This window comes from Acinetobacter sp. YH01021 (assembly GCF_013420255.1).
Classification (GTDB): domain Bacteria; phylum Pseudomonadota; class Gammaproteobacteria; order Pseudomonadales; family Moraxellaceae; genus Acinetobacter.
This window is the reverse complement of record NZ_VOYO01000004.1, coordinates 52,498-70,963: the sequence shown is the minus strand read 5'-3', so window position 1 is coordinate 70,963 and position 18,466 is coordinate 52,498. Positions and strand designations below refer to the sequence as shown.

General features: G+C 45.4%; 14 protein-coding genes and 2 pseudogenes. 9 read left to right on the top strand and 7 right to left on the bottom strand.

Going from position 1 to position 18,466, the window contains the following annotated elements; genetic code table 11:
- Positions 1-187: 187 nt before the first annotated feature.
- The gene (locus tag FTT86_RS04920) at positions 188-1,459 is read left to right on the top strand and encodes an MFS transporter (RefSeq protein WP_180180713.1); all 1,272 of its coding nucleotides are present in this window, start codon (positions 188-190) and stop codon (positions 1,457-1,459) included.
- A 74-nt stretch (positions 1,460-1,533) separates the two neighbouring features.
- On the opposite strand, the pseudogene FTT86_RS04915 reads toward FTT86_RS04920, so the two are convergent.
- Positions 1,534-1,695 (bottom strand): annotated as a pseudogene (locus tag FTT86_RS04915) (MarR family transcriptional regulator); the annotation flags it as partial.
- 2 nt (positions 1,696-1,697) lie between these two features.
- Here FTT86_RS04915 and FTT86_RS04910 point away from each other — a divergent pair.
- Positions 1,698-2,549 (top strand): annotated as a pseudogene (locus FTT86_RS04910) (AMP-binding protein); the annotation flags it as partial.
- A gap of 110 nt (positions 2,550-2,659) precedes the next feature.
- On the opposite strand, the gene FTT86_RS04905 reads toward FTT86_RS04910, so the two are convergent.
- Together FTT86_RS04905 and FTT86_RS04900 are read right to left on the bottom strand one after the other, a co-directional pair.
- On the bottom strand, positions 2,660-3,337 hold the full coding sequence (locus tag FTT86_RS04905) for a type 1 glutamine amidotransferase domain-containing protein (protein ID WP_005100372.1): 678 nt from the start codon (positions 3,335-3,337) through the stop codon (positions 2,660-2,662).
- 171 nt (positions 3,338-3,508) lie between these two features.
- Positions 3,509-4,393 carry a LysR family transcriptional regulator gene (locus FTT86_RS04900; RefSeq protein WP_180180712.1) on the bottom strand — a complete coding sequence of 295 codons (885 nt, stop codon included), beginning with the start codon at positions 4,391-4,393 and terminating at the stop codon, positions 3,509-3,511.
- 177 nt (positions 4,394-4,570) lie between these two features.
- Between FTT86_RS04900 and FTT86_RS04895 the strand changes: the two genes are divergently transcribed.
- The 6 genes from FTT86_RS04895 to FTT86_RS04870 all read left to right on the top strand — a co-directional run bounded on the left by FTT86_RS04895 (position 4,571) and on the right by FTT86_RS04870 (position 11,786).
- Positions 4,571-6,100, top strand: coding sequence for a CoA-acylating methylmalonate-semialdehyde dehydrogenase (locus FTT86_RS04895; RefSeq protein ID WP_180180711.1), 1,530 nt, complete (start codon positions 4,571-4,573; stop codon positions 6,098-6,100).
- 11 nt (positions 6,101-6,111) lie between these two features.
- The gene (gene mmsB / locus FTT86_RS04890; protein WP_180180710.1) at positions 6,112-7,002 is read left to right on the top strand and encodes a 3-hydroxyisobutyrate dehydrogenase; all 891 of its coding nucleotides are present in this window, start codon (positions 6,112-6,114) and stop codon (positions 7,000-7,002) included.
- Between the two features lie 85 nt (positions 7,003-7,087).
- Entirely contained in the window at positions 7,088-8,737 is a 1,650-nt protein-coding gene (locus tag FTT86_RS04885; protein ID WP_180180709.1) for an AMP-binding protein, read from the top strand.
- 46 nt (positions 8,738-8,783) lie between these two features.
- Positions 8,784-9,911, top strand: a complete 1,128-nt coding sequence (locus FTT86_RS04880; protein ID WP_180180708.1) for an acyl-CoA dehydrogenase family protein — start codon at positions 8,784-8,786, stop codon at positions 9,909-9,911.
- 19 nt (positions 9,912-9,930) lie between these two features.
- A complete protein-coding gene (locus FTT86_RS04875; RefSeq protein WP_004646938.1) occupies positions 9,931-10,704 on the top strand; it encodes an enoyl-CoA hydratase in 774 nt (257 codons plus the stop codon).
- Positions 10,705-10,724: 20 nt separating this feature from the next.
- Positions 10,725-11,786 (top strand): enoyl-CoA hydratase/isomerase family protein, encoded by a 1,062-nt coding sequence (locus FTT86_RS04870; protein ID WP_180180707.1) that lies wholly within the window; start codon positions 10,725-10,727, stop codon positions 11,784-11,786.
- Positions 11,787-11,868: 82 nt separating this feature from the next.
- Here FTT86_RS04870 and FTT86_RS04865 read toward each other — a convergent pair whose 3' ends face one another.
- The 4 genes from FTT86_RS04865 to FTT86_RS04850 form a co-directional block, all read right to left on the bottom strand.
- Complete coding sequence (locus tag FTT86_RS04865; RefSeq protein ID WP_180180706.1) at positions 11,869-12,039, bottom strand: hypothetical protein; 171 nt, start codon at positions 12,037-12,039, stop codon at positions 11,869-11,871.
- A 173-nt stretch (positions 12,040-12,212) separates the two neighbouring features.
- On the bottom strand, positions 12,213-13,082 hold the full coding sequence (locus FTT86_RS04860; RefSeq protein ID WP_180180705.1) for an SDR family oxidoreductase: 870 nt from the start codon (positions 13,080-13,082) through the stop codon (positions 12,213-12,215).
- Positions 13,083-13,447: 365 nt separating this feature from the next.
- A complete protein-coding gene (locus FTT86_RS04855) occupies positions 13,448-14,902 on the bottom strand; it encodes an amino acid permease (RefSeq protein ID WP_180180704.1) in 1,455 nt (484 codons plus the stop codon).
- Positions 14,903-15,319: 417 nt separating this feature from the next.
- Positions 15,320-16,822: a PLP-dependent aminotransferase family protein gene (locus tag FTT86_RS04850; RefSeq protein WP_180180703.1), complete on the bottom strand. Its 1,503-nt coding sequence runs from the start codon at positions 16,820-16,822 to the stop codon at positions 15,320-15,322.
- Positions 16,823-17,150: 328 nt separating this feature from the next.
- Between FTT86_RS04850 and FTT86_RS04845 the strand changes: the two genes are divergently transcribed.
- Positions 17,151-18,422: a Glu/Leu/Phe/Val dehydrogenase gene (locus FTT86_RS04845; protein ID WP_180087050.1), complete on the top strand. Its 1,272-nt coding sequence runs from the start codon at positions 17,151-17,153 to the stop codon at positions 18,420-18,422.
- Positions 18,423-18,466 lie beyond the last annotated feature (44 nt).

The window sequence follows — 18,466 nt, the reverse complement described above, 5'->3', positions numbered from 1 at the left end:
ATATAAGTATGAACGAAGAACAAGAGGTCACTGATAAAAAGGAAAAAGCGATCTCCCAGACAGGATTAAAAAAGGAGTCAATCAAGTGAATTAAAAACGGATTAGCCTTAAAGCATATTCATTAGCGGAATAGCTTTAAATATAAAAGATCATGAAAACCTAAGGATAGGAAAACAGAGATTTAAATATGACGGATTTAGCGAGAGAATTAGAAAAGATTAAACCTACGACCAAACGAACGCAGCAAATTGCTTTTATTTTCGCCTTTCTGGCTTTACTGGTAGATGGCGCGGACATGTTGCTGCTGTCTTTCAGTTTAAATAGCCTGAAAGCAGAGTTTGGTCTCAGTAATCTGCAGGCTGGTACACTAGGCAGTTTTACCTTAGCAGGTATGGCGATTGGTGGCTTTATAGGGGGCTGGGCCTGTGACCGTCTGGGCCGTGTACGTACCGTAGTCATTTCGATTCTGGTATTTTCCATATTGACCGCAGCCTTAGGCTTTGCACAAAACTTTGAACAATTTGCTGTTTTACGCTTTCTGTCTGCTTTCGGCATAGGCTCTTTATATATTGCAGCCAATACGCTCATGGCTGAATATGTTCCAACTGAATATCGCACCACGGTTTTAGGTACCTTACAGGCAGGATGGACCGTCGGTTATATTGTGGCCACTGTACTGGCAGGCTGGATCATTCCGGAATATGGCTGGCGAACCCTGTTTTTTATTGCCATTATTCCCTCGGTTATGGCGATTTTTATCCAGAAACTGGTTCCTGAGCCAGAATCCTGGCAGCGTGCACGTTTGCAGCGTCTATATGCCCCAGCTGAAATCACAGCACAGCAACCCGCCAAAAAAAGCACAGTCAAAGAGATTTTCGCGGATCCTGCGAATCGCAGAATGTTCATCTTGTGGATATTTACGGCCGGTTTTCTGCAATTTGGCTACTATGGCGTAAATAACTGGATGCCGGCATATCTGGAATCTGAATTGCACATGAATTTTAAATCTATGGCCGGCTATATGATTGGTACTTATGTGGCGATGATTTTCGGGAAAATTCTAGCGGGCTTTGCCGCAGACCGTCTGGGTAGACGCGCTGTCTTTTCGTTTGGAGCAATTGGAACGGCGATTTTCCTGCCCGTGATTGTGCTATTCAATACGCCAGAGAATATTGCCTATCTGCTGATTTTCTTTGGATTCCTGTATGGTATTCCATATGCGATTAATGCCACTTATATGACAGAAAGCTTCGCCACCTCGATTCGTGGTACTGCGGTAGGCGGTGCTTATAATGCAGGTCGTATCGGCGCCATGTTTGCCCCTGCAATTATTGGCGCGGCAGCCAGCGGTGGTTCAATTGGCTTAGGCTTCCTGATTATGGGGGGTGCCTATTTCTTGTGTGGCGCAGTGTCCGGGATATTCATTAAAGACCGTCAATACGATCCACAAAAGGCATAATTTCAATTTATAAAAAAGAGCCTGAATTCAGGCTCTTTTTTATATTCTTCAATTAAAGCTATATTTCTATTTGTTTATTCCTGATCCGTTTCTTTATGCAGATGAATACTTTTTAAACCATCATTTACTTTATTGAGCAGACGAATTAGGGTAACCACATCATCAAAAGCCAGCTTATTTAAGGCCTGACCATAAAAATCAAAGAAATCAGCTTGCAAGTTGTCCCATGTTTCCAAGCTGGGATGTAGCCAAAGCAGTGGATCTAATTCATCAGCATCAGGTGAATTTCACCATGGCCTCGACCCCATTTTTGAATGATTTGTCCAATACCGTGGCGGAACAGCATGACAAGGTTGATTCACTAAAAATTTTCCTGTGTGCTGGTGCACCCATTCCGGGGCCATTGGTACAAAAAGCCCGGGAAACTCTGGGTGTTAAAGTCATATCAGCCTGGGGTATGACCGAATGTGGTGCGGTGACGCTGACTCTACCTGAAGATGAGGATGAACGCTCTTTCAATACTGATGGCATCGCTTTACCAGGTGTGGAAATCAAGATCGTGGATAAAAAAGGTCAGACCAAAGCCGTGAATGAATCCGGGCGTTTGATGATCCGCACCTGTTCAAATTTTGGTGGTTATTTAAAACGTCCACATTTGAACGATACAGATACTGAAGGCTGGTTTGATACTGGCGATATTGCCTATCAGGACGAGCAGGGCTATATCCGGATCTGCGGCCGCAAGAAAGATGTGATTATCCGTGGCGGAGAAAATATTCCGGTCGCGGAAATTGAATCACTACTTTATAAGCATCCGAATATCGCCACAGTAGCTTTAGTGGCTTATGCAGATGAGCGAATGGGCGAGCGTTCCTGTGCAATCATCAAGCTGAAAGATCAGACAAAGCCGTTAAGTTTTAATGAGCTGGTAGATTTCCTGAAAACTCATAATCTGGCTATGCAGTATCTTCCGGAACGCCTGGAAATCTGGGAGGATATTCCGATGACGCCATCGGGAAAAATCCAGAAATTTAAACTCAGAGAATTACTGGCTCAGCATATTGCCTCAACGGCAGTTGAAGCGAACTAAATCTGGGAATAAATAGATAAATTAAACCCTGAATAATCTTGCATCATTCAGGGTTTTTCTTATTCAAAAAGAAGCGATCTAAAAGATTAATACGAATTTTAGATTAACTTCTATTTTAATAATTTTAATAAAGCTTCTGCGGTTGCAGCAGAAGAGGCCGGATTTTGCCCGGTAATCAGTAAACCATCTTGCTGTACATGCACCTGCCAATCCTCAGCTTTGGAATATTTCCCGCCTTTTTCTTTCAGCATGTCTTCCACTAAAAATGGCACAATATCGGTTAGGCCTACGCCGTTTTCTTCGGTATTAGTAAAACCGGTGACTGTCTTGCCTTCTACAATAGAACGGCCTTCGGCATCTTTGACTTCACGAAGTACACCCGGTGCATGACAGACCAGCGCAACAGGTTTATCTGCCTGTAAAGTCTGCTCAATTAAAGAAATAGAATTCTGGTCTTTGGCTAGATCCCATAATGGACCGTGACCACCCGGATAGAACACGGCATCAAAATCCTGATTTAAGACTTCACTCAACTTATGTGTATTAGCAAGAGCCTGCATGGCCACCTCATCTGCTTCAAAGCGTTTGGTGGTTTCGGTTTGCGCATCCGGCTCATTACTTTTTGGATCTAATGGTGGCTGACCACCTGCAGGAGAAGCCAAAACTACCTCTGCGCCTGCATCGACAAAGGTGTAATAAGGCGCAGCTAGCTCTTCCAACCAGAAGCCAGTTTTTTTGCCAGTATCGCCCAGCTGGTCATGTGAAGTCAGTACCATCAAGATTTTCATATTATTTTCCTGTAGCTCATTAAAAAACATCGCGAATGATCGACTGTTAATTTAACAAGTCATGAGCGTCAGGAATGTTGTGATACGTTCATTTGCTGTATCGATACGTTGTTGTTTCAGTTGATTTAACTAAAGTACGTAGCCTTGCAAAGTGAACAGTGTGTTCAATATTCATCTGCCCATTAACAGGTCTTGCTGAAGATCGGCTTGTTTACGCAAGAAATCCCAGACCAGTTTAATTTTTGGTTCATGTTGCAGATCGACCAGCGTTAGCATCCAGAAAGTGTGGGTAAAACTGAGTTGATGACCCAGCACCTCTTTCAGTTCACTTTTATCATTGACCAGAAATTTCGGCAAAATAGCCAGCCCGGCACCTGCACGCACGGCAATTTCCTGCGCCAGAATACTGTTACTGCGAAAACAGGCACTGACCTGTAAGGGAAGACGCTCCAGCGAATATAGTGCAGTGCTATAGACCAGATCATCAATATAATCAACAAAACGGTGCTGTTTGAGGTCTTCCAGTTTTTTAATTTCCGGATTTTGCTGTAAATAATGCTGGCTGCCATACAGTTTTAGGCAGTAATTAGACAAACGAGTAATGATATAGGGTCCAGATTTGGGCCGGTCAATCGCGATCACAATATCGGCTTCTCGATGTGAAAGTTTGATCGCTTTCGGTACCGGAATCAGGTCAATGGTCAACAAAGGATAATGCTGGGAAAATTCTGCCAAAAGACGGGCTAAAAATGCCGTGCCAAAGCCTTCTGGCGCACCAATCCGGACCCGACCTTGCAAGGGATCATGGCGCTTGTCAATCTGGATAAAGGACTGTTCCATCTGTTCCACACGCGGCACCAGTGCCAGACCTTCCGAGGTTAGTTCATAACCGGTGGCTTCGCGCTTAAACAGTTGAGTACCGAGGGTATTTTCCAGGGCCTGAATCCGCCGCGCTACGGTGCTATGTTCAACCCCGATTAAGCGTGCTGCGTTGGTGAGTGTTTTAGCACGTGCTAAAACCAGAAAAAAGCGTAAATGATCCCAATCTACTTTCATTTTTTATTTAACATCCTGTTAAATTCCTGTGCATATTTGCACAACCATCGTGCACCAATTTCTATTGGTGGTCAAAGTGTTCTTTGTTAGTCTGCTGAAACAGCGTAAAAATTATACGTTAAATAAAAGCCAGTAAAGGCAGATACAACGACAATAACAAACCAGCACGGAGCGACCATGAACGCCATTTCTCATCCACAGCAAAGTACCGGATTCACCACCGCAAAACTCCTCATTAATGGTGAATTTGTCGAATCAAGAACCAGCCATTGGCAAGATATTGTTAATCCTGCCACTCAGGAAATCTTGGGCCAAGTGCCTTTTGCTACCGCAGAAGAAGTTAATGCCGCCATTGCTGCTGCACAAAATGCATTTGCCAGCTGGCGCCAGACCCCGATCCAGGCACGTATGCGAATCATGCTGAAACTGCAGGATCTGATTCGTATAAACCTAAAAAGTATCGCCCGAGTCTTAACGGCGGAACAGGGCAAAACCCTGGCCGATGCCGAAGGTGATATCCAGCGTGGTTTAGAAGTGGTGGAGCATGCCTGTTCGATCGGTTCCCTACAAATGGGCGAGTATATTGAAGGTGTTGCACGCGGTGTCGATACCTATACTTTGCAGCAACCCTTGGGTGTCTGTGCAGGAATTACCCCGTTTAACTTTCCGGCGATGATTCCACTGTGGATGTTCCCGATGGCGATTGTCTGCGGCAATACTTTTGTCTTAAAGCCTTCTGAACAGGATCCACTATCGACCATGATGCTGGTTGAGTTAGCGATTCAGGCAGGTGTGCCGGCAGGCGTACTGAATGTGGTACATGGCGGCAAAGAAGTGGTCGATCTACTGTGTACCCATCGCGATATCAAGGCGATTTCTTTTGTCGGTTCGACTGCAGTCGGCACGCATGTCTATAACCTTGCAGGCCAACACGGCAAGCGTGTGCAGTCGATGATGGGCGCCAAAAACCATGTGGTGGTGATGCCAGATGCGAATAAAGAACAGACCTTAAATGCCTTGGTCGGTGCAGCTTTTGGCGCAGCAGGTCAACGTTGTATGGCACTTTCCGTGGCGGTAATGGTCGGTGAGACCAAGCACTGGGTCGATGAACTGGTCAATAAAACCAAAACCTTAAAGGTAAATGCCGGGCATGAACCGAATACCGATGTTGGACCAGTGATTTCAACCCGTGCCAAATCGCGTGTCATCGATTTAATTAACAGTGGTGTTGAACAGGGTGCAGAACTGCTGCTGGATGGCCGTGATGTACAGGTTCCAGGCTATGAACAAGGTAATTTTGTCGGGCCAACGATTTTTAATCAGGTCACGACCGATATGCGCATTTATAAAGAAGAAGTGTTTGGTCCGGTACTGGCAATCATGCATGTCGACACTTTAGAGCAGGCCATTGCACTGATTAATGCCAATCCGTTTGGTAATGGCGTTGGACTGTTTACCCAAAATGGCAATACGGCACGTACCTTCCAGAACCAGATTGATATCGGTCAGGTGGGCATTAACATTCCAATTCCTGTACCTGTGCCTTTCTTCAGTTTTACCGGTTCACGCGGTTCAAAACTGGGTGATCTCGGTCCTTATGGCAAACAGGCGGTGCAGTTCTATACCCAGACCAAAACCGTTACCAGCCGATGGTTTGAAGATAACCAGGAAACCACCGGTGTCAATACCACGATCAGTCTGCGTTAAGGAGCATCAGCATGAAGATTGCATTTATTGGTTTAGGCAACATGGGCGGTTCCATGGCGCAAAACTTGCTCAAGTCCGGTCATCAGGTTTTTGGTTATGACTTAAGTGCAGTGGCTTTACAGCATTTTGCAGAAGCTGGCGGTATCGTCTGCGACAGTCCACAAGCTGCCGCGAAGCAGGCGGAGATCGTGGTCAGCATGTTGCCTGCAGCCAAGCATGTGCGTGAAGTCTATTTGGGTGAACACGGTATTCTGGAGGTGCTTCAAGCGGGCAGCTTATGTATCGACAGCAGCACCATTGATCCGCAAACCATTCAGGAGGTTGCTGCAGCAGCTCAGGCCAAGCAGATTCGCGTCTGTGATGCACCGGTATCCGGCGGTACTTTAGGTGCCAAAGATGGCACTTTAACCTTTATGGTCGGCGCAGATGATGCCACCTTTGAGGCCGTTAAACCTGTTCTCAGCTGTATGGGCAAAAATCTGGTGCATTGTGGCGCTGTAGGAACAGGACAGGTCGCAAAAATCTGCAATAACCTGATTCTGGGGATTTCCATGACTGCGGTTGCAGAAGGGATGGCACTCGGGGCTAAACTGGGCATTGATCCACAGGCCTTGGCTGGCGTGATTAACAGTTCCACCGGACGCTGCTGGAGTTCGGAAATTTATAATCCGTGGCCCGATATTTGTGTCAATGCGCCGTCATCGCGGGGTTATACCGACGGTTTTGCCGCACAACTGATGCTCAAAGATTTGGGCTTGGCCGTGGATGCTGCGCAACAGGTGGATCAGCCGGTGGTTCTGGGCAGCATGGTACAAAAACTCTATCAACAACTGTGTCAGGAAGGTGATGCCCATCTGGACTTCTCCAGCATCATGCATCAATACACCACGCCACCTGCTTAAAACTTAAAAGATTAGATGGAGCAAGGATTCGCTTCAATAATTACACCTTGTCAGTAATAACGATAAATTCAGGCTGAGGTTTAACATGTTAGATTATCAAACAACGGTTCAAGACTTTGATTTAAACACGGTTGCAAGCCAGTATCTCTCCGGTTCAATGCAGGCAGTAAATGCCTGTTATGAATGCTGTGACCGTCATGCCAATTCCGATGCCATTGCCTTGTACTGGCATGGTAAAGATGGCCGTAAAGAACAGTATAGCTTTGCCGAACTCAAAAAATATTCCAGCCAGTTTGCCAACTTTTTAAAGTCTCAAGGCATTGGTAAAGGCGACCGCGTTTCCGGATTATTACCACGTACTCCCGAGTTGATCATTACTATTTTGGCAACCTGGCGGATTGGTGCTGTCTATCAACCCTTATTTACGGCCTTTGGTCCCAAAGCCATCGAGCATCGTATTCAGCTGGCGCAAAGCAAGCTGGTGGTGACTGATCTGGCGAATCGGGACAAATTATCCGAGATCAGCAACTGTCCACCGATTGTGACGGTACATGCCGAAACTGAGGCAGAGCGCTATCCGCACGACCTCAGCTTCTGGACGGTATTAAACCGTCAGGCTGAAGCTTGTGAGCTGGAGATCCTGAATGTTGATGATCCATTTTTATTGATGTTTACCTCGGGCACCACTGGACCAGCGAAACCGCTTAAAGTCCCTTTAAAAGCGCTGATTGCTTTTGCAAGCTATATGCAAAATGCCATTGGTCTGACTCCTGAAGATGCTTTCTGGAATATTGCCGATCCCGGCTGGGCCTACGGGTTGTATTACGCGATTACTGGCCCCTTAATACTTGGACACTCGACCTTGTTTTATGAAGGTGGGTTTAATGCGGAAAGTGTCTGCGACATTGTTAAGGAATATGGCATTACCAATCTGGCTGGTGCACCGACCGCTTACCGCATGATGATGGCAGCCGATCCTGCTCAAATGGCAAAACTGCGCGGTAAATTACGTGTCGTCAGCAGTGCGGGTGAACCGTTAAATCCGGAAGTGATCCGCTGGTTTAAAGAGGTGCTGGATGTACCGATTTATGACCATTATGGCCAGACTGAAGTCGGGATGGTGGTGTGTAATCATCATGCCCTGGAACATCCGGTCCGTTCAGGTTCGGCAGGCTTTGCCAGCCCGGGTTACCGAATTGCCGTTGTCGATGAACAGGGTCATGAATTAGCGGCTGACGTCCCGGGAATCTTAGCGGTTGATATCAGCCAATCGCCGATGATGTGGTTCTCTGGCTATGAAGAAAGCCGTAAATCTCCCTTTGTCGGCCACTACTATTTAACCGGTGATACCGCGGAAATCCATGCTGATGGCAGTATGAGCTTCGTTGGACGTAGTGATGATGTCATTACAACGTCAGGCTATCGGGTCGGCCCATTTGATGTAGAAAGTGCCTTGCTGGAACATGATGCCGTGATTGAAGCTGCGGTGATTGGTGTACCTGACCCCGAGCGTACCGAAGTGATTAAAGCCTTTGTGATTCTGGCGAATAATTTTGCAGCTTCGACCCATCTGGAAGAAGAACTCGGTCAATTTGTGAAAAAGCGTTTGTCTGCGCATGCCTATCCACGCCTGATTGAATTCGTGACCGAATTGCCGAAAACCCCAAGCGGTAAAATTCAACGCTTTTTACTCCGGAATCAGGAAATCAACAAACAGCAATCCAAAACTGCATAAGCTCATAAAGCCAATAGATTAAATAAGAAGATTGAAGGAAGCATCGATGCAACTAACGGAAGAGCAAAAACTAATTCAGGATATGGCCAAAAGCTTTGCCCAGGAACAGATTAAACCCTTTGCCGGCGAGTGGGATCAAAAAGGCATCTTTCCCAAAGATGCCTTGGCCCAAATGGGAGAGCTGGGTTTTTTAGGCATGCTGATTCCGGAAGAATGGGGCGGCTCGGGCACAGGCACGCTGGCTTATGTCTTGGCCTTAGAAGAAGTCGCTGCGGCCGATGGCGCAACATCCGCGATTATGAGCGTACATAACTCCGTGGGTTGTGTGCCGATTTTGAAGTTCGGCACGGAAGAGCAAAAGCAGCAATTTTTAAAGCCTTTAGCGCAAGGTGAAATGATTGGTGCCTTTGCCTTAACCGAACCGCATACCGGATCGGATGCTGCTGCCATTAAAACTCGGGCGGTCAAGGATGGCGATCATTACATTCTGAATGGCGCCAAACAGTTCATTACCTCAGGGCACAATGCCGGGATGATTATTGTGTTTGCCGTGACTGATCCAGCTGCGGGCAAAAAAGGCATGAGTGCATTTTTAGTGCCGCGAGACACACCTGGCTATGAAGTCATTCGGGTGGAAGAAAAACTCGGCCTGCATGCTTCGGATACCTGTCAGATTGCCCTAACTGATGTCCGCATTCATGAAAGTTTAAGACTCGGTGCCGAAGGCGAAGGTTTAAAAATCGCCTTGGCTAATCTGGAAGGTGGTCGGATCGGCATTGCCGCACAGGCGGTTGGCTTGGCACGTGCCGCATTGGAAGAAGCCACTGTTTATGCGCACGACCGCGTGGCTTTTGGCAAACCTATTTTTGAACAGCAGGCGATTTCTTTCAGGTTGGCCAGTATGGCGACTGAAATTGAAGCAGCACGGCAACTGGTCCATTTTGCAGCACGCAAGAAAGAAGCCGGTGAAACCTGTTTAACTGAAGCCTCCATGGCCAAGCTATTTGCTTCGGAAATGGCGGAACGTGTCTGCTCCAAAGCGCTGCAGATTTTTGGCGGCTACGGTTATCTGAAAGATTTTCCGATTGAGCGGATTTATCGCGATGCGCGGATTTGTCAGATTTATGAAGGCACCAGCGATATTCAGCGCCTGGTGATTGCACGCAGCCTCTAATTTTAAAAGGACTTATTTCATGCAATGGCAAACGATTTTATTAGAACAACGTAATGGTGTCGGCCTAATTACTTTAAACCGCCCACAAGCGTTAAATGCACTGAATAACCAGCTGATTGTTGAAGTCAATCAGGCACTGGATCAGCTGGAAAAAGATCCGGCAATTGGCTGTATTGTGATTACCGGTTCGGAAAAAGCCTTTGCCGCTGGTGCCGATATTAAAGAAATGGCAGATCTGAATTTTCCGCAAATTTATCTGGATGATTTTTTCAGTCTGGCCGATCGAATTGCGCAGCGTCGTAAACCTTTAATTGCCGCAGTGAGTGGTTATGCTTTGGGTGGTGGTTGCGAACTGGCTTTAATGTGCGACTTTATTTACTGCGCTGATAATGCAAAATTTGGTCTGCCTGAAGTGACCTTAGGCGTGTTGCCCGGCATTGGCGGGACCCAGCGTTTAACCTTGGCGATTGGTAAGGCCAAAGCCATGGAAATGTGCCTGACTGCACGGCAGATGGGGGCGCAGGAAGCGGAACAAAGTGGTTTGGTGGCTCGGGTTTTTGCCAAGGAAGAATTGCTGGAACAAACCCTGCAAGCTGCCGAGAAAATTGCTGAAAAGTCGCTTACTGCCGTGATGATGATTAAAGAATCAATTAATCGGGCCTTTGAAGTGAGCCTGGCTGAAGGCCTGCGCTTTGAACGCCGGGTTTTCCATTCGATTTTTGCCGGTTCCGATCAAAAAGAAGGCATGCAGGCCTTTGTAGAAAAACGCCCAGCCAAATTTACCCATCAATAAAACAAAAATAGGAAAATAAAATGAGTGATGAAAATAATTTAGCGATACGGGTCGCAGGAAGTCTGGGCATTATCAGCCTGGACCGCACCAGCCATTTAAATGCCTTAACCCTGCCGATGATTCAAGGCATTCAGGCGCAATTAGAGCAGTGGCACCATGATCCAAAAGTGCAAGCCATCCTGATCAATTCCAACAGTCCCAAGGCGTTCTGTGCCGGAGGCGATATCCGATATCTGTACGACAGCTATCAGGCAGGCAATACCCAATATCAGGATTTTTTTGCCACTGAATATAAGATGCTGAGCACCTTGCGTAATTTTCCAAAGGCTGTGATCGTGATGATGGATGGCTATGTACTGGGTGGAGGCTTTGGACTGGCTCAAGCCTGTCATATCAAAGTTACGAGTGAAAAATCACGTTTTGCCATGCCCGAAACTGCGATTGGTTTTTTCCCGGATGTCGGTGCAACACATTTTTTGTCCCGACTAGATGAAGTCGGTGTCTATATGGCTTTGACCGGGGAACAGATCAGCAGCAGTGATGCGCTATATCTGGATCTGGTGGATTATCATGTGCCGAGTGAGCGTTTTGCTGAACTGGAAGCGGCATTGATTGCAGCGCCGGTATTAAACTCGCTTGAGATTCAAAAGATCATTAGTTCCTATATTACGCATCCGGTAGAAAGTGAGCTACAAAAACGTGCAGATCTGATTAATCAGCATTTCGGCTATCCAAACCTCGAGGAGATTGAACAGAGTCTTGCTCATACAAGTAATTCAACTGATCAGGACTGGGCCAATAAAATGCTGGCAATTTTGCAGCAACGTCCGGTCATGGCCAAGCAAACCAGCTTGAAGTTACAGCAAGCTGGACAGAATTTGTCGCTAGAAAAATGCATGCAGTTAGAACGCGACTTGCAAGATGTCTGGTTAGAGCAGGGCGACTTTATTGAAGGCGTTCGTGCGCTGATTATTGATAAGGACAAAAATCCAAAATGGCGAACTGAGAATGCAAAATTTGAAAAGACCTTGCAAAAGATCTGGCCAGTTTGGACTCAGCAGCGTATCGAAAATATCACTTAAACTTGATGGTAAAAGACCCTCTATAAGTAAATTATAAAGGGTCTTTATAGGTGTCCTATAGCGTCATCAGTATGAATTCTGCTTAGTGGGACGTTTTCTTTTTCTTGCCACCGCCGTCTTGTTTATTGACCGTCGACCAGGCAATACGTTCGGCTTCTTCCTCAGAACGACCACGTTCTTTTTCGCTTTCTTCAATATGTTGGGCCTGCCGTTTCTGTTTATCGGTATAGGCTGATTTGTCACCTCTAGGCATCTTAATATCCTCATCAGGTTTGGCTGAAATTACTATAACAAGAGCTTATTTTTACGAGGGTAAGTATTTGTTGGAATCATTTTATAAAAACAAAATTTTTAAAAAATATGAAAATCTAAAGATTAAATAGATGAAGATAACGGTCAACTAGAACCGCTATCTTCTTTGTCCGATTAGCCGTTAATAATACTGCCGCCATTCACATGAATCACCTGACCTGAAATATAGCTAGCTTCTTCACTGGCCAGAAATAAATACGCCGGTGCTACTTCACTTGGCTGGCCCATGCGGCCCATTGGGGTACTTTTACCAAAATCTTTAAGCTGCTCTTCATCAAAGCTGCTCGGAATGAGTGGTGTCCAGATAGGACCTGGCGCGACTCCATTGACGCGAATGCCCGTTTTATTTTTTAATAAATTGGTGGAAAGGCTTCGGGTAAATGTAGTGATGGCCCCTTTGGTACTGGCATAGTCAATCAGCTGATCATGTCCGTGATAACTGGTAATACTTGTCGTATTGATAATGCTGTCACCTTCTTGCATATGTGGAATCACCGCCTGAGTCAGGTGGAACATCGACAGAATATTCACATTAAATGTTTTATGTAATTGCTCAGGCGAGATATCGCTAATACTTTCTTGCGGGTATTGAACCCCGGCATTATTGACCAGAATATTGATTGTTTTAAATTCCTGAAGGATCTGTTCCACCATTTTCTTGATTTCATCTTGATCTTGTAAATCACATTGAATCAGCAGACAACGGCGGCCTTCATCTTCCACCATTTTTTTGGTGTCCCGTGCATCCTGATCTTCATCCAGATAGCAAATGGCGATATCTGCACCTTCGCGGGCAAATAAGACCGATACAGAGCGGCCAATTCCGCTATCACCACCAGTAATCAAGGCAACTTTACCTTTTAATTTTTCGCTGCCTTTATAATGCGGTTTAATAATTTCCGGTGCAGGGTCCATTTTGGTTTGTACACCCGGTTGATGGTCTTGTGTTTCAGTTGAAGCTGGGGTTTCAGGATAATGATTCATATCTTTTCCAATTCCAATGATTGTGGCCATATAAGAAAAAATATATTAGAAGCTTTTAGGCAAAATGAGGCTGGACTCAACATTTCATAACAGAATGTATTCGAGATTTATCAATTATTCGTTGAAACGGATCAGGTTGAGTAATCAGAGCAGAAAAAGCTGATGAAACAGCTTCTGGCTACACTTAAATAGCTAAGGTGGTCTTGAAAGGTGAAATTTGATTAGGAAAGGTGAGGTATCAACGGAGATTTAAAATCTAGACATAGATAAGCATCTTTTTCTGGGAATATATAAGAAAAATGGAGAGTTTTTTAACTCTCCATGTATTCATTCTGATGTATTTGAAAAATTTCTATAGAAATAAATTAAAGATTATCACTTAAATTAATTCTAGCCTGTGCTGCCTTTTCCTTTTTGGCTGAGGTTTTACCCCAATTGAATTTTTGTGCGCAAATGCCTAAGCCCACAATAAATAATGCAAGCACACTGGTATAAACCACTTCTTTAAAATAGGTTCCTTCAATAATCATGGTAATTAAAGCACCGACAATAAAGATAATGACCAGATAAGTTAACCATGGGAATAACCACATCTTGAATGGAATATTTTGCCCTTCAGCTTCCAGTTTTTTGCGTAACTTAAGCTGAGAAATGGCAATCGCCAGATAGACATATAAAGATACGGTACCCGTCGCTAACATCAAGACATCATAAATATTCATACTTTCGGTGGCGGTCAGATAGATCGCCACGAAAGAAAACAGGCTTGAAAAGATCACACCTACCCATGGGCTGTTATTACGGTTGGTTAAACCAAAACTCTTTGGTGCATCTCCACGTTTCGAGAGGGAATAGACCATGCGTGAACAGGTATAAAGTGCGGAGTTAAAGCAGCTACATACCGAGGTGAGCACGACAAAATTAACAATATGGCGCGCTTCCGGAATACCGAGTGCGGTAAGGGCCACGCTATACGTACCCCAAGTCGGATCTTTCAATAAAGGATTATTGTGCGGAATCAGGCAAACCGTAATCAACATTGAACCGACATAGAATAAAATGATACGCCATACAATTGAATTAGCGGCCTTACGAATTTCCTTGGCTGGATCTTTGGTTTCAGCTGCTGCTACGGTGACAATCTCTGCTCCCATATAAGCAAACATTACACCCAATAAGGCCGTGATCACCGATGAAAACCCATTGGGCATAAAGCCTTGAGCGGTTAGATGAGTTGTACCACCGAGCATAGAGGCATCGCCCCAAGGCCACAGGTGCATCACGGCCAAACTACCAAACACCAGAAACATTACAATGGCAATAACTTTGATCAGGGCAAACCAGAACTCGAATTCACCAAAGTTTTTTACGTCACGGAGATTAATCCAGACCAGTGCTACAGTGACCAGAAGCATATAGCCCCAGATCGGGATAAATGGAAACCAGCTATTTAGGATTTTCCCGGCAACAAAGGCTTCCCAGCCCATGAGCAACGTCCAGAAAGACCAGTATAACCAGCCGATAGAAAATCCAGCCCAGCGCCCGATTCCACGATCCGCATAGGTTGAAAATGAACCACTGTCGGGATTCAGTACCGCCATTTCTCCCAGCATACGCATGATGAGTAAAACTAATATTCCACCTAGAGTATAGGCAATGAGTGCAGCCGGTCCTGCAGAATAGATGACATTACCGGAGCCGACAAAGAGTGCTCCACCAATGACACCGGCAATTGAAATCATGGTGAGATGGCGTGATTTAAGTCCGTTTTTTAAGCCGTTTGATGATTCGGAATTGGAGAAATGTTGATGTTCTGCCATATAATTTCCCTTAATATCAATAGCGTAGCGGCAATAAAATTCCTTATTTGGCTTACGCTATCTTATCCTTTGAAACTGTAACCGAATTCATCAGTGCTTGACCAATATTAAGTTAATCTTAATAAAATAAATCCTTGTAGCCCTATAGACAGGATCACACTTTGATTAAAGTACGGTTACATGCTGTTCATGTATGCGGTTAATTTCTCTTTTTTGTTATAAAGTGACGAGAGCCATTTTTGAGCAATTCAAAGGAGCCAATTGGCTTAAGAGATAAAAAATATAAGCAGGCCATATTTACAGAAAAATAAAGCCTACCTAAAATATCAGGCTAACAGCAGCTTTTACTTTTCTCTTAAAAATAAATAAAAGCTTTTTGATTTTAAAAATATAATTGTATTGATCCTTAAGTTTTTACTAAGTTAAAGTGCGGATCCCATGCTCGCGCAAGCACTTTAACAATATCCCGAAAGCCACCAGAATTTCCTGTTCACTCACACAGGCAAAGCCCAGTAATAATCCTTTCTGCCGGGTGGAATAATGTTTGGTATAGTATTGCGATAAGGCTCTGACCTTGATTCCCAGTTCAAGCGCTTTGGATGCAATCAAGACATCATCACTGCTGCTCGGCAATTTTAAAATCAGATGCAAACCGGCGGCGGTATTGTATTCATGCAGAAAATCTTCACCTAAATGTCGGCGAATCAGGTCAATTAAAAAAGCGTGGCGTTTGCCATACAATAAACGCATCCGTCGGATATGCGCCTCATAATGTCCTTCACGGATAAATTCAGCCAGTGTTTGCTGATCGATTAAGTGACCACCACGATAAAGTTCCGAGGCCACAATTCGCAACGAAGAAAACAGCTGTTTTGGTACCACTAAATAGCCAATGCGCAGAGCCGGATAAATGGTCTTACTAAACGTCCCCATATAAATCACCGGAGAATCCGGCTCCAAACCTTGTAAAGAAGGATAGGGCTGGCCCGAGAACCTGAACTCACTGTCATAATCATCTTCAACAATCCAGCTATTGTGTTGGCGTGCGAGTGCAATTAACTGTTTGCGCCGTTCCAAACTTAAATGTGAACCTAAGGGATATTGATGCGAAGGCGTCACAAAAATCAGCTTAGGCGGTTTCTTGGGATGCAGATCGGGAATAATCCCTTCCTGATCGACCGGTAAGGAACGCAGATTGACGCCATTAATTCGTAAAATATTACGCGCGCCCCAATAGGCCGGATCTTCGATCCAGACTTCATCGCCTATGTCGCTTAACGTACGCGATACCAGGTCAATCGCCTGATGGGTGCCTTCGGTAATAATGATCTGATCAGCATCGCACTGGACTGAACGGGCAATTTTCAGATATTCTGCCAGCTCCTGACGCAGTTCCAGAGAGCCACCGGCATTACTGTAAATCAGGTTGTTGACTTGAGGTTCACGGCTCAAACGCGTCTGGATTTTGCTGAAAATATGATGCGGAAATTCGGTCACATCGGGTGCGCCCGGTACAAAGGCTCCCCATTGATAAGGCGAAGCTGCTGAATAGCCGAGTAAGTAAGAACCGCGTTGCGACAGATTATAATTTTGCTGCGCTTTTTTTTCCGCAACCGCAGGAGAGCTTTGTTCTACCTTCACCAAAAAGGATTCAGGTAATTTCTCTACCACCCAGGTACCTTGGCCGGTACGCGCATCAACATAACCTTGTGCCTGTAACTGTTCATAGGCATTTAAAACCGTATTACGTGATACCTGAATTTCTTTGGCCAGATCACGCGATGCAGGCAAGCGGGTTTTGGGAGCCAATACGCTATCAATAATCGCGTTACGCAAGCAGCGGAACAGTCGCATCTGTAATGTTCCTGTGACATCTTGCTGCAATCGCTGCAGTAAATAATCTCCAAGCAAGCTACGCAATTGGCTCTCTCCTACAAATTTGAAATGGCTCTCGTGAGAGCGGTATTGCTAGGTGCAAAATAGTCTGATCAGGCAGTCATTGTAAAGTGTCTTGTATGCGTTTTGATCATGTACCTGCGGCTTGAATGCGAGCATACAGGCGGGCAGGCAATATACACAGATACCGATTAAAACTAAAGCGAAAAATCCAGACACTGATTTTGTTTGGAGCTCGCTGAACTAAGACCTGAATCAAGCAATGATTGCCATAACAGCCGAATAGAGATGTGTTGCAGCCGCCAGGACATACGACTGCATATAACAAAAGGATCATAGAATGAACATGATGATGAAAGGATTGACCTACACCGAGCAAGGTACAACGGCCTGGAACAATTATCTTAAGCAACTGGATAAAGTAGCGCCTTATCTGGGTGAGCTGAGTGAACGACTGGACATGCTGCGACGCCCAAAGCGCAGTTTGATTGTCGATGTTCCGGTCATCATGGATGATGGTACGGTTCAGCATTTTGAAGGCTATCGTGTTCAGCACAATTTAACTCGCGGTCCAGGCAAAGGCGGCGTGCGTTTTCATCCAGATGTCAATTTAGATGAGGTGATGGCTCTGTCGGCCTGGATGACGATCAAATGTGCTGCTCTAAATTTACCTTTTGGCGGTGCCAAAGGCGGTGTGCGAGTTGATCCGAGCCAGCTTTCCAAGCGCGAACTGGAACGCTTGACCCGACGTTATACGGCAGAAATCAATTTAATTATTGGGCCGCAAAAAGATATTCCGGCACCGGATGTAGGAACCAATCCGCAAATCATGGCCTGGATGATGGACACCTTTTCCATGAATGCGGGTTCTACGATTACCGGTGTAGTGACCGGAAAGCCGGTGCATTTAGGGGGTTCTTTAGGCCGTAGTAAAGCCACAGGCCGTGGTGTGTTTATTAGCGGTCGTGAAGTTGCCCAGCAAATTGGTCTGGATTTAAAAAATGCCCGGGTCTGTGTACAGGGTTTCGGTAATGTCGGTAGTGAAGCTGCGCTGCTTTTCCAGGAAAATGGCAGCAAAGTGATCTGTGTTCAGGACCATTCTGCCACTCTGTATCAGGAACAGGGAATTGATATTAAAAAGCTGCTTGAATACTCAAATACCCACCATAAAATTCAGGGATTTTCTACCAACGATGAAATTTCTGCATCAGCTTTCTGGACCATTCCCGCCGAAGTCTTTATTCCGGCAGCGCTGGAAGGTGTGATTAATACTCAGGTCGCGCAAAATATTCAGACCAAAATGATTCTAGAAGGTGCCAATGGTCCAACATTGACTGAGGCCGATGAAATTCTGAGTGAGCGTCATATTACCGTGGTGCCAGACGTAATCTGCAATGCGGGTGGCGTGACGGTCAGCTATTTTGAATGGGTTCAGGATTTGGCCAGCTACTTCTGGACCGAGGAAGAGATTAACCAGCGTATGGATGCCAGCATGAAAAATGCGGTACAGGATGTATGGCAAAAAGCAGTTCAGGCCGGATGTTCTTTGCGTACAGCCGCTTATATTCTGGCTTGTGAACGTATTTTAATGGCACGTCAGGAACGAGGGATCTATCCGGGTTAAGCGAAGTTTTTGCAACATGGATTAATTGATTAAACCGACTGGAT

Excerpts from the sequence above, each read along its gene's own strand:
- FTT86_RS04920 (WP_180180713.1), top strand. The coding sequence starts at position 188 with ATGACGGATTTAGCGAGAGAATTAGAAAAGATTAAACCTACGACCAAA.
- FTT86_RS04905 (WP_005100372.1), bottom strand. The coding sequence starts at position 3,337 with ATGAAAATCTTGATGGTACTGACTTCACATGACCAGCTGGGCGATACT.
- FTT86_RS04900 (WP_180180712.1), bottom strand. The coding sequence starts at position 4,393 with ATGAAAGTAGATTGGGATCATTTACGCTTTTTTCTGGTTTTAGCACGT.
- FTT86_RS04895 (WP_180180711.1), top strand. The coding sequence starts at position 4,571 with ATGAACGCCATTTCTCATCCACAGCAAAGTACCGGATTCACCACCGCA.
- mmsB (WP_180180710.1), top strand. The coding sequence starts at position 6,112 with ATGAAGATTGCATTTATTGGTTTAGGCAACATGGGCGGTTCCATGGCG.
- FTT86_RS04885 (WP_180180709.1), top strand. The coding sequence starts at position 7,088 with ATGTTAGATTATCAAACAACGGTTCAAGACTTTGATTTAAACACGGTT.
- FTT86_RS04880 (WP_180180708.1), top strand. The coding sequence starts at position 8,784 with ATGCAACTAACGGAAGAGCAAAAACTAATTCAGGATATGGCCAAAAGC.
- FTT86_RS04875 (WP_004646938.1), top strand. The coding sequence starts at position 9,931 with ATGCAATGGCAAACGATTTTATTAGAACAACGTAATGGTGTCGGCCTA.
- FTT86_RS04870 (WP_180180707.1), top strand. The coding sequence starts at position 10,725 with ATGAGTGATGAAAATAATTTAGCGATACGGGTCGCAGGAAGTCTGGGC.
- FTT86_RS04865 (WP_180180706.1), bottom strand. The coding sequence starts at position 12,039 with ATGCCTAGAGGTGACAAATCAGCCTATACCGATAAACAGAAACGGCAG.
- FTT86_RS04860 (WP_180180705.1), bottom strand. The coding sequence starts at position 13,082 with ATGAATCATTATCCTGAAACCCCAGCTTCAACTGAAACACAAGACCAT.
- FTT86_RS04855 (WP_180180704.1), bottom strand. The coding sequence starts at position 14,902 with ATGGCAGAACATCAACATTTCTCCAATTCCGAATCATCAAACGGCTTA.
- FTT86_RS04845 (WP_180087050.1), top strand. The coding sequence starts at position 17,151 with ATGAAAGGATTGACCTACACCGAGCAAGGTACAACGGCCTGGAACAAT.